The sequence below is a fragment of the Paraburkholderia sp. BCC1885 genome, assembly GCF_900996235.1.
Lineage (GTDB): Bacteria > Pseudomonadota > Gammaproteobacteria > Burkholderiales > Burkholderiaceae > Paraburkholderia.
In genome coordinates this window covers 50697-65953 of the sequence record NZ_CAAJGM010000199.1, presented here as the reverse complement: position 1 = coordinate 65953, position 15257 = coordinate 50697, and the positions used below count along the sequence as shown (strand labels likewise).

General features: G+C 63.0%; 11 protein-coding genes. 7 read left to right on the top strand and 4 right to left on the bottom strand.

The genetic code is table 11. The features are described from left to right. The first annotated feature begins 10 nt into the window (after positions 1-10). The 3 genes from FQ755_RS17540 to FQ755_RS17530 all read left to right on the top strand — a co-directional run bounded on the left by FQ755_RS17540 (position 11) and on the right by FQ755_RS17530 (position 5366). The gene (locus tag FQ755_RS17540; protein ID WP_144156101.1) at positions 11-481 is read left to right on the top strand and encodes a GNAT family N-acetyltransferase; all 471 of its coding nucleotides are present in this window, start codon (positions 11-13) and stop codon (positions 479-481) included. A gap of 169 nt (positions 482-650) precedes the next feature. After that, positions 651-2714 (top strand): M3 family metallopeptidase, encoded by a 2064-nt coding sequence (locus tag FQ755_RS17535; protein WP_144156100.1) that lies wholly within the window; start codon positions 651-653, stop codon positions 2712-2714. Positions 2715-3137: 423 nt separating this feature from the next. Next, positions 3138-5366: an NADP-dependent isocitrate dehydrogenase gene (locus tag FQ755_RS17530; RefSeq protein ID WP_144156099.1), complete on the top strand. Its 2229-nt coding sequence runs from the start codon at positions 3138-3140 to the stop codon at positions 5364-5366. A gap of 124 nt (positions 5367-5490) precedes the next feature. On the opposite strand, the gene FQ755_RS17525 is transcribed toward FQ755_RS17530, so the two are convergent. After that, complete coding sequence (locus FQ755_RS17525) at positions 5491-5718, bottom strand: hypothetical protein (protein ID WP_144156126.1); 228 nt, start codon at positions 5716-5718, stop codon at positions 5491-5493. Between the two features lie 390 nt (positions 5719-6108). After that, positions 6109-7332, bottom strand: a complete 1224-nt coding sequence (locus FQ755_RS17520) for a lanthionine synthetase C family protein (RefSeq protein ID WP_186308565.1) — start codon at positions 7330-7332, stop codon at positions 6109-6111. A 177-nt stretch (positions 7333-7509) separates the two neighbouring features. Here FQ755_RS17520 and FQ755_RS17515 point away from each other — a divergent pair, with 177 nt between their 5' ends. The 4 genes from FQ755_RS17515 (at position 7510) to FQ755_RS17500 (ending at position 13388) form a co-directional block, all read left to right on the top strand. Beyond that, positions 7510-8160: a glutathione S-transferase family protein gene (locus tag FQ755_RS17515; protein WP_144156097.1), complete on the top strand. Its 651-nt coding sequence runs from the start codon at positions 7510-7512 to the stop codon at positions 8158-8160. 108 nt (positions 8161-8268) lie between these two features. Continuing rightward, positions 8269-10455 (top strand): prolyl oligopeptidase family serine peptidase, encoded by a 2187-nt coding sequence (locus FQ755_RS17510; protein WP_186308564.1) that lies wholly within the window; start codon positions 8269-8271, stop codon positions 10453-10455. 114 nt (positions 10456-10569) lie between these two features. Beyond that, positions 10570-12765, top strand: a complete 2196-nt coding sequence (locus FQ755_RS17505; protein ID WP_144156095.1) for a prolyl oligopeptidase family serine peptidase — start codon at positions 10570-10572, stop codon at positions 12763-12765. A 98-nt stretch (positions 12766-12863) separates the two neighbouring features. Beyond that, on the top strand, positions 12864-13388 hold the full coding sequence (locus tag FQ755_RS17500) for an SRPBCC domain-containing protein (RefSeq protein WP_144156094.1): 525 nt from the start codon (positions 12864-12866) through the stop codon (positions 13386-13388). A 143-nt stretch (positions 13389-13531) separates the two neighbouring features. Here FQ755_RS17500 and mctP read toward each other — a convergent pair whose 3' ends face one another. Both mctP and FQ755_RS17490 read right to left on the bottom strand, forming a co-directional pair. Then, complete coding sequence (mctP, locus tag FQ755_RS17495; protein ID WP_144156093.1) at positions 13532-15013, bottom strand: monocarboxylate uptake permease MctP; 1482 nt, start codon at positions 15011-15013, stop codon at positions 13532-13534. Continuing rightward, positions 15010-15207: a DUF3311 domain-containing protein gene (locus FQ755_RS17490; RefSeq protein ID WP_144156092.1), complete on the bottom strand. Its 198-nt coding sequence runs from the start codon at positions 15205-15207 to the stop codon at positions 15010-15012. Before FQ755_RS17490 ends, mctP begins: the two co-directional genes overlap by 4 nt. Between the last annotated feature and the right edge of the window lie 50 nt (positions 15208-15257).

Genomic DNA, 15257 nt, shown 5'->3' with positions numbered 1-15257 from the left:
GGAGTGCGGCTTGAATTTGAAACATACAGTCAGAAAGGCACAGGCCACCGATTTGCCGATGGTCTACAAGGGCGAGCTCAATTACATCCAGACCATCGAACCTGAGCACGAGCAGCGCTGGAAAGATGCGATGCACGGCCATCTACGGCAATGGACCGCTGCGCTCGAGCGCATGTTCGTGGTCGAGCAGGATGGCGTGACGGTGGGCTATTGCTTCTGGGAAGTGATGGACGGCGCCGCCTGTCTCGCCTCGATTTACGTGGTGAGCGAATTGCGTCAACGCGGTCTCGGACGTCTGCTGCTCGATCAATACGTTAGCGATGCACGCGAGCGTGGCTTCACGAAACTGACGTTGAATGTGTTCCGTGGCAACCCCGCGAAATTCCTGTATGAATCAGCGGGTTTTCAATGCACAAAGGAAGGCGAGGAATATCTCGACTACGAATTGCCGCACGGCGTCTTCACGAACCCTGCGGCTTAAACCTTTTTTATGCAGGACGTGCTTTGTATAAGGCATAAGGCATAAATCATCACGCATGGCAGCGCGGCTTGCTATCCGGCAGGCCGCGCTGAGCTTCACTGAACAGAGATTTCTGCAGAGGCTGATTGACGAGGACTAGAATGGTGGCCCCGCGTTAAGGAAACCATCCATGTCCCTCTCGCAAGAAGCCAATCCTCTACTCGAAGACTGGCAAACACCTTACGGCTTACCGCCGTTCGAGCGCATTCTCCCCGAGCATTTCACGCCCGCTTTCGACGCCGCGATGCTGCAGCACCAAAGCGAGATCGAAGCCATTGCCACGCTCACCGAAGCCCCTTCCTTCGATAATTGCGTGGCGGCACTCGACGCCTGCGGCCAGTTGCTGAACCGCATCGAAATGCTGTTCTATAACCTCTCATCCAGCGAGACCTCACCCGCGTTGCAGGCAATCGAGCGCGAACTGTCGCCGCGTCTCGCGGCACATTCGAGCGCGGTGTATCAGAACGAAGCGCTGTTCGCGCGACTCCACGCACTCTACGAAAAACGCGGCACACTGGGCCTGACGACCGAGCAATTGCGTTTGCTGGAACGTCTGCATCTGGACTTCGAGCGCGCCGGCGCCACGCTCGGCAAGCAGGATAAAACGCGCTTCGCGGCCATCGTCGAGGAACTGGCGACGCTCTCCACGCAGTTCGCGCAGAACGTGCTCGCCGACGAATCGTCTTTCACGCTGACCCTCGCCACGCCCGACGAGCGGGCCGGCCTGCCGTCGTTCGTGCTGGACGCGGCCCAGCAGGCGGCGCGCGAGCGCGGACTGCCGGAAGGCACGTATGTGATCACGCTGTCGCCGTCGCTGGCCGAGCCGTTTCTGACCTTCGCTGAGCGGCGCGATCTGCGCGAGCAGGTGTGGCGGGCGCGGCGCGCTCGCGGCGCCCACGCGGGCGAGCACGACAATCGCCCGCTGGCGGCGCGGATTGTCGCGTTACGTCAGGAACAGGCCGCGCTGCTGGGTTACGCGACGTATGCCGACTACAAGCTCGCCGACCGCATGGCGCCTTCCGTTAGCGCGGTGGACGAGTTATTGCAGCGCGCCTGGAAGCCTGCCATCGCCAAGGCTCAGCACGACCGCGAGCGCCTCAATGCTCTGGCCGCCGAACTCGGTCAGCCGACGCCGATCGCTGCATGGGACTGGCGTTATCTCTCGGAGAAAGTGCGGCAGAAAAACTTCGCCATCGACGACGCTCAGGTCAAGCCGTATTTCTCGCTCGACGCCATGCAGGCCGCGATGTTCGATTGCGCCGCGCGACTCTTCGGCGTGCGTTTCAAGGAGCGTCACGGCATTGCGCTTTATCACCCCGACGCGCGTCTGTGGGAAGTCACGGACTCCGAAGGAAAATTGATCGGCGTGTTCATCGGCGACAACTTCGCGCGGCAGACCAAGCGCAGCGGCGCGTGGATGAGCATCTTGCGTTCGCAGTCGGGGCGTAACGGCGGCACGCTGCCGATCGTGCTGAACAACAACAACTTCGCCAAGGGCTCGCCGACGCTGCTGAGCTTCGACGATATCCGCACGCTGTTCCACGAGTTCGGCCATGGATTGCACGGCTTGATGTCGAAGGTGCAGTACGAGCGCCTTGCCGGCACCAGCGTGCTCGCCGACTTCGTCGAACTGCCGTCGCAGATCTTCGAGAACTGGGCGCAGGAGCGCGAGGTGCTGTTGCGCCACGCGCGGCATGTCGAAACCGGCGAGCCGATTCCGGCGGCGCTGCTCGAACGGCTGCAGGCGGCGAGCCGCTTCAATCAGGCCTTCACCACCGTGCAGTACGTGGGACCGGCTTTGCTGGATATGGCCCTGCACGCCCGCAGCGGCACCGGCCCGGTGGATATCGCGCAGTTCGAGGAGCAACAGGCGGCGCGGCTTGGCGTGCCTGACGACATCGGCATGCGCCACTACCTGTCGCACTTCCAGCATCTGTTCTCGGGCGACAGTTACGCGGCCGGCTACTACGTCTATATGTGGGCCGAAGTGCTGGAGGCGGATGGCTACGCGGCGTTCGAAGAGGCCGGCGATCCGTTCGACCGCGCCACCGCCGAGCGTCTGCTGAAGTGGATCTACAGCGTCGGCAACTCGATCGATCCGGCCACGGCGTTCAAAACGTTCCGTGGACGCGATCCGTCGGTCGAGCCGATGCTGGAGAAGCGCGGCTTGCTGGAAACTTCGGACGAGGCCTGATCGGCCGGTCCCCCAGCGCGAGCCGGATGTGTGGCGCCGGCTCGCGCTATCCCCCTATCTATAATGCAGTGTGAGTCCGCACGGGCGCTTGCGGTGATGTCGCGGCCGTGGCGAAAGCGGATCGAAAGCGAATCGAAAACGGGCGCAAGCGCGTCGCCCAGGCAGCCAGGACGCCGCCGGAAAGCGGGCAAAATCTCGCCTGCCTGCCAGGAAAACCCTAGGAAAACCCCGGCAAAACCCCGCCAAAACGCCCCCAATCGGGTTGTCCGACCTCACCCGAATCCCGGCCGTTATGTCAAGGTCTGGAAGCGTATTCTGGTAAACACGCCTATACTCACGGGCGCGCCCTCAAAGGTTGGCTCGGCGGGTTGGCTCCGGCTTACCCACGCTCTGTATTTCACTTCCTCAAGCAACGCATCAGATATGTCTACAACGCCGAAGATCATCTATACCCTTACCGACGAAGCGCCGGCTCTGGCGACTTACTCGCTGCTCCCGATTGTCAAGGCTTTCACGCGCTCATCGGACGTCGCCGTCGAAACACGCGACATCTCGCTGGCCGGCCGGATCATCGCCGCGTTCCCCGATTATCTGACTGCTGAGCAAAAAGGGTCCGACGACCTCGCCGAACTGGGTGCACTGACCACCCGTCCGGAAGCCAACATCATCAAGCTGCCGAACATCAGCGCGTCGGTGCCGCAACTGAAGGCCGCGATCGCCGAACTGCGCGATCAGGGTTACAAGCTGCCGGCTTACCCGGATGTCGCCACCACGGACGAAGAGAAAGACGTCAGGGCCCGCTACGACAAGATCAAGGGCTCGGCCGTGAACCCGGTGCTGCGCGAGGGCAATTCGGATCGCCGCGCGCCGCTGTCGGTGAAGAACTATGCCCGCAAGCATCCGCACAAGATGGGCGCGTGGAGCGCGGACTCGAAGTCGCACGTGGCGCACATGAGCAGCGGCGATTTCTACGGCAGCGAAAAATCCGCGTTGATCGGCGCAGCCGGCAGCGTGAAGATCGAACTGACGGCCGCTGACGGCACAAAGACGGTCCTGAAAGAAAAGACGGCGGTGAAGGCGGGCGAAATCATCGACGCCTCGGTGCTGAGCAAGAAGGCGCTGAGCAGCTTCATCGAAGAGCAGATCGCCGATGCGAAGGCCGCCAACGTGCTGTTCTCGGTGCACCTGAAGGCCACCATGATGAAGGTCTCGGACCCGATCATCTTCGGTATCGTGGTCTCGGTGTTCTACAAGGACGTGCTGGCGAAATACGCGGATGCGCTGGCCAAGGTCGGCTTCAATCCGAACAACGGTATCGGCGACCTGTACGCACGCCTGAAAGATCTGCCGGAGCAAACGCGCGACGCGATCGAAGCCGACATCAAGGCCGAATACGCACAACGCCCGCATCTGGCGATGGTCAACTCGGACAAGGGCATCACCAGCCTGCACGTGCCGAGCGACGTGATCGTCGACGCATCGATGCCGGCCATGATCCGCGAGTCGGGCAAGATGTGGGGCGCCGACGGCGCGCTGCACGACGCCAAGGCAGTGATTCCGGACCGTTGCTACGCTGGCGTCTACCAGGCGGTAATCGAAGACTGCAAGAAGCACGGCGCGTTCGATCCGGTCACGATGGGCAGCGTGCCCAACGTCGGCCTGATGGCGCAAGCGGCTGAAGAATACGGTTCACACGACAAGACGTTCCAGATCAAGGCGAACGGCGTGGTCCGCGTGACGGACGAAGCGGGCAAGGTCCTGCTCGAGCAAAGCGTGGAAGAAGGCGACATCTGGCGCATGTGCCAGACCAAGGACGCACCGGTGCAGGACTGGGTGAAGCTGGCCGTGAACCGCGCCCGCGCCACCAACACGCCGGCCGTGTTCTGGCTGGACGCCGGCCGTGCGCACGATGCGCAGATCATCAAGAAGGTCGAGCAATACCTGAAGGACCATGACACGAGCGGCCTCGATATCCGCATCATGACGCCGGTCGAAGCCACGAAGTTCTCGATCGAACGCATCCGCGCGGGCAAGGACACCATCTCGGTCACCGGCAACGTGCTGCGCGATTACCTGACCGACCTGTTCCCGATCATGGAACTGGGCACGAGCGCGAAGATGCTGTCGATCGTTCCGCTGATGGCAGGTGGCGGCATGTTCGAAACCGGCGCGGGCGGTTCGGCGCCGAAGCACGTTCAGCAACTGGTCGAAGAAGGCTTCCTGCGTTGGGACTCGCTCGGCGAATTCCTCGCGCTGGCCGCTTCGCTCGAACACCTGAGCAACGCGTACCACAACCCGAAGGCGCAGGTTCTGGCCAAGACGCTGGATCAGGCAACCGGCAAGTTCCTCGACAACGACAAGTCGCCGGCACGCAAGGTTGGCGGCATCGACAACCGCGGCAGCCACTTCTATCTGGCGACGTATTGGGCCGAAGCGCTGGCCGCGCAGAACGACGACGCTGAGCTGAAGGCACAGTTCGCCGGCGTGGCGAAGGCGCTGGCCGAGAACGAAGCGAAGATCGTCGAAGAACTGGCTGCCGCGCAAGGCAAGCCGGTGGACATCGGCGGCTACTATCGGCCGAGCACGGACCTGACGAGCAAGGCGATGCGTCCGAGCGCCACGCTCAACAAGATCGTGGATTCGGTGGCTTAAGCGCCTCGAGTAGCTGACACTGGGCAGTAGAACCGCGCAGTAGATGAAAAGCGGGCGGGTTGTACGGTAGCGTCGTTCAAGACGTGCCGTGCAACCCGCCCGTTGCGCTTTTTGGGGACATCAATCAAACGTGCACGATTTCCCAATCGGCGATTTTCTCGGGTATCTCAACCGTCGAAGTATCGGATTCGGACAGGTGCGGGCAGCACACCCCCTTGGCGAGGTCGTCGGCAGCCTGCTGGGGGCTGTCGAACGCGCCCAGCGTCTCGTTGCCGTAAGTCGCTTCCCAGCCGTCCTTGCCGGGCAGAATGTAGAACGATCCTTCCGTCGAACCAAAGCGAAAGCCTTTCATTTTTCGTCTCCCGATCATCATAAAAAAAGCGGTTCCCGGCTGGCCTCGCGTGTGAGACGCGGGCCGGTTTTTGGAATGCTGCGCGCGGGTGGCCTGCCACAGCCCGCTCGGTTCGCTGATTCCAGAACGCCAGCTCATGTAAAAGAGTCTACGTCTGGCAAGCCGCTGGGGAAGCGCTAATAGTGAGATCAGAGAGATAAAAAATATTCTTCAAAAACAATGGTTTATTGAGTTTGTTCCGGATCGTGGAATGTAGGACGGCATGGTGAAACGGCGGCTTTGTGCCATGCACCACGATTTTTTGTAGTGCAACGAATCGTTCCACATGGTGAAATTTCCCGATATTTGGTCATGTGTGACGCTGCGCCCCAGAACCTGGCCGCCCCCCGATTACGCCGCCGCGCCGTAAAACACGTCCAGGGTAGGAAACGCCGCCTCGCCCCGCAGACAGTCCCACAGGTAAATCGCAAAGCCGAGGTCGCCGGTCCACAGCGAATAGCGCAACTGGCCATGCGCGGCTTCGTCCGCCTCGGATTGTGCGATGCCGTGCATCGCAAAAGCGCGGGCCCGTTCGAGCCATTTCACCTCGCCGGTGCGCTGATAGAGCACGAGGAACGCGTAACCATTGCCGCCCGTACCGTGGCACAGGTTGGAGCCTTTGGCGAGCGGCCCGGCGGTCCATATAGCCTCGCCGCCCGCAAGCAGCAGCGGGTCCAGTTCGCGGCTCGGCAGATGCGCCGTGCACACGATAAAACCCGGCGCGCCGTGGCACAACTGCATCAGCAGGGACTTTTCACGGCCTGCGGGCATCGTGAGCAATGCGCGCCAGTTAGCGGCGCCATCCTCGAGCGTCACGGTTCGTTGCAGCGTGTTGACGATACGGCTTTCCCATTCGCTCCAACTGGATGCGTCGAGCAGATGCCGCCCGCGTATCAATGGCAGCACCGTGCCGACGAAACCGTGTACGCCGTCCAGATAGGCGACCTCGCGCCCATACAGATCCTGGGTCCAGTAATGACAGCCGTGCTCGTCCGACCACTTCAGTTCGCTGGCGAGTTGAGCCGCGCTGCGGCGAAACAGATCGGCCCAACGTTCGTCGCCGGTGCGCTCATGCAGAAACGACGCGGCCAGCAGCGTGCCGGGCGAACCCCACATGAGTTCGCGGGTGGGATTGTCGATATTGCCTTCGATCAGTCCGGCGAGCCGCCGCGCGAGCGCTTCGCCCGGCGCGCGTCCGTATTCGAGCAGCAGCCACGGCGTCTCGCCCATCATCAAGGAACCGAAGAAGCTGTTGTCATCCGCTTCGAGCCACGCGCGATTTGACGCCCGTAACGACGCGGCATGCGCCAGCGGATCGCGCTGAAGTTCGACCGCGCCGAGCGCTTCGAGATAGCCGAGGGCCCAGACGACGCCGCATGCGCCGTGGTAGAGCGGCGTCAGCGGCGCGCGCGGATTCTCTTCGGGGTCGGCGTCGTTGGAGTGCGTGGGCCAGAGGCCGTCCGGGCTCACGCGCGCCTCGGTCTCGCGGACGATTCGCGTTATGAATTGCCGTACCCGAGCCTCATCCCATGCGAATGTCTGCAGCGGTTCATGACGGGCCGGATCGAAAAGCATGCATACCTCGCGTGAGAAGGGGTTGCGCAACACGTACCGCTGTCCGATCATCTAGACCCGTGCGCCACGGGCCGTTTGCGATGATGCCTCAGGATGCGAATGTTGTCGAAGGCAGGTCGGGCGAGTCTTTCCGGGCGAGGCGGCGCTGTCGCACAACACCGAACACGGAGTCGAGTGATGACGAACTACACGCTGTATTACTCGCCGGGCGCGGCCAGCATGGCCGTGCATTGGATGTTGATCGAATCCCGGCTTCCATTTGAACTATGTTTCATCGACATCAATCAGGGCGCGCAGCACAGCGCCGACTATCTACGGCTGAATCCGGCGGCGCGCGTGCCGACGCTGATCGTCGACGGCGTGCCGCGCCATGAATCGACCGCGTTGCTGATGCTGCTGGCCGAGCGTCATCCCGAAGCCGGTCTTGCGCCCGCGCCTGGTTGCGCGGATCGCGCGGAGTGGTTCGAGTGGATGGTGTATCTCGCCAATACCCTGCTGCCGGCCATGCGCGACTGGTTTTACGCCGACAGCGACGGCGACCCGGCCGGCACCGAGGCGGTCCGCGCGCTCGCAGAACGGCGCATCGGCCAGGCCCTGGACCGCATGGGCGAACAACTGGCGGATGGCCGCGCGTACTTCATAGGCGGCAAGCTCAGCACGGTCGATTTTCTCGCCGTGATGCTGATGCGCTGGACCCGCAACCTGCCGCCCAAGGCAACCAGTCGCGCGAACCTCATGCCCTACATCACCCGCTTGCGCGCCTTGCCGTCGTTCATCGAGCTCAACAAAAAGGAAGGCCTCACCGACTGGAGCAATCCGGCGAGCTGAGAAAACCGGCCGCGCCGCGTGCGCCGTGTCGGCGCCTGTAGCAAACCTCTATCCGGCGAGGCCTGACTCGCGGTAATCTTGCGGCGCCTCTTTGCCATGGAAGCGCGCATGAAACCAACAAGATCGTGTCTGGCCGTTTCTCTCGCAGTCGCCTTGCTCGCCATATCTGCTGCCGCGCAGGCCGCGGAGGGTCCGCCCGCCGCACCGGTGCGGCCCGTCACGGATACCTACTTCGGCACGCCGGTGGTCGACAACTACCGCTACATGGAGAACCTGAAGGATCCCGAGGTCCAGCGCTGGATGAAGGCGCAGGCGCGCTACACACGCAAGGTACTCGATGCGATTCCCGGCCGTGCCGCCCTGGCGCGGCAAATCCTCGCGCTGGGCGGCAAGGACCTGCGGCGCGATCAGTTCACGCGTCGCGGCGCGCGGCTCTTCTACCAGGTGATGGAGCCAGGCGCCAATCTGCCCAAGCTCGCGTATCGCGACGGCATCGACGGTGCGGAACACATCCTCGTGGACCCGGCGAAGCTCGCTAAAGACAGCGCGCATCATTTCGCCCTGGACTGGTTTTCGCCCTCATGGGACGGCCGTTATGTGGCTTACGGCGTGTCCGAAGGCGGCTCCGAACAAAGCGTCTTGCATATCGTCGATCTGAGCACCGGCACGCAACTCGCGGAGAGCATCGACCGCACGTCGGATTGCGTCGTCTCCTGGCGCAACGACAACCGCTCGTTCTTCTACCTGCGTTACCCGAAGCCCGGACCCGATACGCCGCCGTCGCAAACCGAGTACAACGCGGTGACCTTCGTTCACGTGCTCGGCCAGAACGTGGACGGCGACGCGGATCAGGCAGTGTTCGGCAAAGGCGTGTCAGCCAGCCTCGACGTGCCGGAAGGTCAGGGCACTTACGTGCTGCTCTCGCCCGATTCGCCGTATGCGGTGGCGGTGGCGAATCACAACATGGACGATGCGCCCAACACGTTCTACGTCGCGCCGCTCGCGCAGATCGACGGCGCCGCGACGCCCTGGCAGAAGATCGCCGGTCCCGAAGATGGCGTGACCGGCGTGCGTCTGCGCGGCGACCGGCTTTACTTCATGTCGGAAAAGGGCGCGCCGCGTTTCCAGATTCTTTCGGTGCCGCTCGATCGTGCGGATCTCGCCCAGGCCGAGGTGGTGGTGCCGCAAGGCGCCAATGTGATCGACTCGTTCGATCTCGCCAGCGATGCGATCTACATCGCCGAGCGCGCGGGTGCGAGCTTTCAGCTGCAGCGTGTCTCGTTCGACGGCAAGGACAACCAGGCAATCGGCTTGCCGTTCGCTGGCACGGTTGCCAGTTTGACGACCGATCCGCGTCAGGCTGGCGTCATGTTCAACCTGCAAGGCTGGGTCAAGGCGCCGCGTGAACTGGCCTTTGATCCGGCCACCCGCTCCACGACCGACACGAACCTGATCCCGCCGGCGCAGACCGAGTCGGACCAGATCGAGGCGCACGACGAGTTCGCCACCAGCTACGACGGCACGCGCATTCCCGTATCGATCATCGCGCGCAAGGGCGTGCAGCGCGACGGCTCGCATCCGGCCATGGTGATCGGTTACGGCAGCTATGGCACCTCGATGGATCCGTTCTACGACGCGACGTGGCAGGCGTGGCTCGCGCAGGGCGGCATCGTCGCGGTGGCGCATGTGCGTGGCGGCGGCGAGTATGGCGATGCGTGGCACCGCGCCGGTCAGAAGCTCACCAAGATCAACACCATGCTCGATTTCAACGCGAGCGCGCAGTACCTGATCGACCAGCACTACACGCAGTCGAAGTTCCTCGCGGCCAATAGCGCGAGCGCCGGCGGCATCCTGATGGGCGGCGCGCTGGAGATCGATCCGGGCTTATTCCGCGTGATTCTCGACGACGTCGGCGACTCCGACACCTTGCGCGACGAAACCGAGCCCAACGGTCCGCCGAACGTGCCGGAGTTCGGCTCGACCTCGACGGAAAGCGGCTTTCACGGCCTCTATTCGATGAGCGCCTATGCCCACGTGCATGACGGCACGCCGTATCCGGCGGTATTGTTCACGACCGGCGCCAACGATCCGCGTGTCGCCTCCTGGCACATGCTGAAGATGGCGGCGCGCGTGCAGACGGCGACCAGCAGTGGCCGTCCGGTGCTGTTGCGCGTCGATTATGACGCGGGCCACGGCATCGGTTCGAGCCTCTCGCAAGCGGCCGACCAGCTTGCCGACGAGTGGTCATTCGCACTCTGGCAGATGGGCGCGCAAGGCTTCCAGCCGCAGCAATAACCCGCTGGCAAAGCGGACGTATGCGAGCCCGTGCGTCCGCACCTTTTTTAACAACTAGGCGGCCTGCCGCAAGTCTTGGTAATCTTGCGGCGCCTCATTCCTTTGGAACCTTGAATGAAACCCAACAAGTCTTTTCTGGCCGTTACGCTGACTTCCGCCCTGCTCGCCGCTGCCGCTGCCGCCGGCGCGGCGCAGGCAGCCGACGGTCCGCCGGTGGCGCCTGTGCGCCCGGTCACGGATACCTACTTCGGCACGCCGGTAGTGGACAACTACCGCTACATGGAAAACCTGAAGGACCCGGAAGTCCAGAGCTGGATGAAAGGCCAGGCGGCCTACACGCGCAAGGTGCTCGACGCGATTCCAGGCCGCGCCGCCATGGCGCAAAGCATCGAAACGCTGATGGGCAACGACCTGCATCGCGGCGACTTCACGCGTCGCGGCGAGCGTATCTTCTATCAGGTGATGGAGCCGGGCGCCAACCTGCCCAAGCTCGCGTATCGCGACGGCGTGAGCGGCGAAGAACACGTTCTGGTCGACCCCGCCAAGCTCGCTAAAGACAGCGCGCATCACGTCGCGCTCGACTGGTATTCACCTTCGTGGGACGGCCGCTACGTCGCCTATGGCATCTCCGAAGGCGGCTCCGAAAAGAGCGTGCTGCATGTGATCGATCTCCAGACCGGCAGCGACCTGGCCGAGACCATCGACCGCACCTCGGACTGCGTCGTCTCCTGGCGCAACGACAACCGCTCGTTCTTCTATCTGCGCTATCCGAAGGCGGGGCCGGATACGCCGTTGTCGAAGACCGAGTACAACGCCGTGACGTTTATCCATACGCTCGGCCAGAACACCAACGGCGACGGCGACGAAGCCGTGTTCGGCCGCGGCGTGTCGACGAAGCTCGACGTCGCCGAAGGTCAGGGCACTTACGTGCTGCTGGCGCCGGATTCGCCGTATGCCGTGGCGGTGGTGAATCACAACATGGACAACAACCCGAACATCTTCTACGTCGCGCGTCTCGACCAGATTCACGGCGCGGATACGCCGTGGCAGAAGATCGCCACGACGGAAGACGGCGTGACCGACGTGCAACTGCGCGGCGATCGTCTCTATCTGCTGTCCGAGAAGGGCGCCTCGCGCTTCCAGATTCTGTCGCTGCCGGCGGCACATCCGGATCTCGCGCACGCCGACGTGGTCGTGCCGGAAGGCGCGAACGTGATCGACGCCTTTGCGCTGGGTAGCGACGCGATGTACGTCGGTGAACGCGTGGGCGCCAGTTTCCAGTTGAAGCGCGTCTCATTCGACGGCAAGGAAACCCAGGATATCCCGTTGCCGTTTGGCGGCACGGTGGCCGGCCTGCGCACCGATCCGCGCCAGCCGGGCGCGATGTTCAGCCTGCAGGGCTGGGTCAAGGCGCCGCGTGAATTCGCCTACGATCCGAAGTCAAACGCGGCAACCGATACGGGCCTGATTCCGCCGTCGAAGACGGAATCCGACGCCTTCGAGGCGCACGACGAATTCGCCACCAGCTACGACGGCACGCGCGTGCCGGTGTCGATCATCGCGCAGAAGGGTGTGAAGCGCGACGGCTCGCATCCGACCATCGTATTCGGCTACGGCAGCTATGGGCTGTCGATGGATCCGGTGTATCGCCCGCAATGGCAGGCGTGGCTCGCGCATGGCGGCATCGTGGCGGTGTCGCATATGCGCGGCGGCGGCGAGTATGGCGATGCGTGGCACCGTGCCGGTCAGAAGCTCACCAAGATCAATACGATGCTCGACTTCAATTCGAGCGCGCAGTACATGATCGACCAGCACTACACGCAGTCGAAGTTCCTCGCGGCGAATAGCGCCAGCGCCGGCGGCATTCCGATGGGCGGCGCCATGGAGATCAATCCGGCGCTGTTCCGCGTGGTGATGGACGACGTCGGCCTGTCCGACGCCTTGCGCTTCGAAACGGAACCGAATGGGCCGCCGAACGTGCCGGAGATGGGTTCGGCGTCGGATGAGGCGGGTTTCCACGGCCTCTACGCGATGAGCGCCTACGCGCACGTGCATGACGGCACGCCGTATCCGGCCATCATCTTCACGACGGGCGCTAACGACCCGCGCGTGTCGCCGTGGCATATGCTGAAGATGGCCGCGCGCATGCAGGCGGCGACGAGCAGCGGCCGGCCGGTGCTGTTGCGCATCGACTACGACGCGGGCCACGGCATGGGTTCGAGCGTGTCGCAACGCGCCAACCAGCTCGCCGACGAGTGGTCGTTCGCGCTCTGGCAGATGGGCGAGCCGGGCTTCCAGCCGAAGCATTAGGCGGCGCGCAGGGACTGGACGCTGAATGCGCTCAGGCGTCCAGTCCCTTTTACGTGCCTTTACGTGCCGTTGCGTTTGCCTGTCGTTGAGAACTTCCCTTGAGACTCGCCAAGCAACTTTTTCTTATCATTGCCGGGCTGCTGTGCCTCGTCTTCGTGGCCTTGCTCGCCCTGCATCATGACGGCTCGATCACGACCGAGGTCTGGATCGACAGCCCGCCGCAAACCGTCTGGAAGATCCTCACCGACACCGCCGACTATCCGCGCTGGAATCCGGAGATCTCGCGGCTCGACGGCGCGCTGGTGGAAGGCAACGTGATCGAATTCGCCGAGGGTTCCGGTCCGGACGCGATGGTGTTTCATCCGACCGTCCTGACGGTGCGCCCCGGGCGCGAACTGAAATGGAAAGGATTCCTATGGATACCGGGACTCTTCGATGGTGAGCATCGATTTCAGCTCGTGGAAGCGGCCGAGGGGAATCGCACGCTCTTCATTCAGAGTGAACGGTTTAGCGGGATCCTCGTGGGCAAGCTGAGCGACGGCGCCTTGAGCGATACGGCGGCGCTGATGAAGCAGATGAATGCGGCGTTGAAGACGCGTGCGGAAGCGGCGAAAGGGAATTAGCCACGCATTGAACCGCGCATTGAACCGCGCATGGGCCAGGCGTTGGCGAACGCATTGCACATGCTTACGAAGCGGGCAGTGCAGGGACCGGACAGAACCGGGCCGGCCCCTGAAAGCAGAGCCGGCCAGGCCGAAACAGCGGCTTAAGCGCTAACGCTTGCCCGCTTCGGTGTCGCCATCGACACCACGAACGTCACCACGATATTCGCCGCCAGCGCGATCAGGCCGATATACAGCGGATACGTCGCACCGCCCAGATGCAGCGCGAACACCGGCTTGAGACCTTGCGAGATCGCCAGCGCCGTACCCAGCACGATCCCCACCAGCCAGCCGAGGAACAGCCCCGGCGTGTTCAGGCGGCGCGTGTACAGCGAGAACACGATAGCCGGGAAAATCTGCAGGATCCACACGCCGCCGAGCAGTTGCAGGTCGATCGCGTACTGCGTGGGCAGGAACACGATGAACAGCAGCGCGCCGAACTTCACCGCCAGCGAGACGATCTTCGCCGTCGATGCTTCCGCGCCGGAAGTCATATTCGGCGAGACGATCGGACGCCACAGATTGCGCGTGAAGAGGTTGGCCGCGCCAATCGACATGATGGCTGCCGGCACCAACGCACTAATCGCAATCGCCGCCGCCGCAAAGCCGACGAACCACGACGGGAACAGCGTGCCGAACAGCGCCGGCACGACATCCGAGGCCGACTGCACGTGAATGCCGGCCGCAATCGCCATATAGCCGAGCAGCGCGATCAGGCCGAGCAGCAGCGTGTACGCCGGCAGGAAGATTGCGTTCTTGCGCACCGTCGCCGCGGACGCGGACGACAGCACCGCCGTCATCGTATGCGGATACATGAAGGCCGCCAGCGCCGAGCCGAGTGCGAGCGAGGCATACGCCGTGAACTGCGTGGGCTTGAGGATGATGCCGGTCGCGCCGCCCTTCGCCTTGAAGTAATGGTCAGCCGCATCGAACACCTGGCCGTAGCCGCCGAGTTTCGACGGAATCAGCCACACTGCCGCGATCACGACAATGTAGATCATGATGTCCTTGACGAAGGCGATCATCGCCGGCGCGCGCAGGCCGCTCGTGTACGTGTAGAGCGCGAGGATCACGAAGGCGACGATCAGCGGCAGTTCGCCGTTCACGCCCAAACCCTTGATCACTACCTGCATGCCCACCAGTTGCAGCGCGATATACGGCATGGTGGCGATAATGCCGGTCAGCGCCACCGCAGCCGGGAACCACTTGCCGCCGTACTCGCCTTCCACATAGTCCGCCGCCGTGATGTGATTTTTCGCGTGCGCGATCTTCCATAGCTTGGGCATCACCGCGAACACGAACGGATACACGATGATCGTATAAGGCAGCGCGAAGAAACCATACGCCCCCACCGAATACACCAGCGCGGGTACGGCAATCACCGTATAGGCGGTGTAGAAATCGCCGCCCACCAAAAACCACGAAATGATCACGCCGAATTGGCGGCCGCCGAGGCCCCACTCGTGCAATTGCGTGAGGTCGCCGCGCTTCCAGCGCGCCGCGAAGAAACCCACCACCGTGACCAGCAGGAAGAAAAAGATAAAGACGGCCATCGCGACCGGGTTGACTGGAATCGATCCGCTCATTTGAGACCCCGGTACACGACGTAGATCAGCAGCGACGTGAGCGGCACCCACAGGAACTGATACCAGTAGAAGAACGGAAAACCGGCGAACGATGGACGCGTGTCGTTATAGAACGGCAGCCATAACAGCGCGATGTATGGAATCAGCAAGAGGAGCCAGAGCCAGGATCGGCCGGCTGGAGCGGTAGTTTCCAAGAGATCCCCAAGATAGGTGTAGGTGGAACGGAGCACCTAGGTGCTACCGG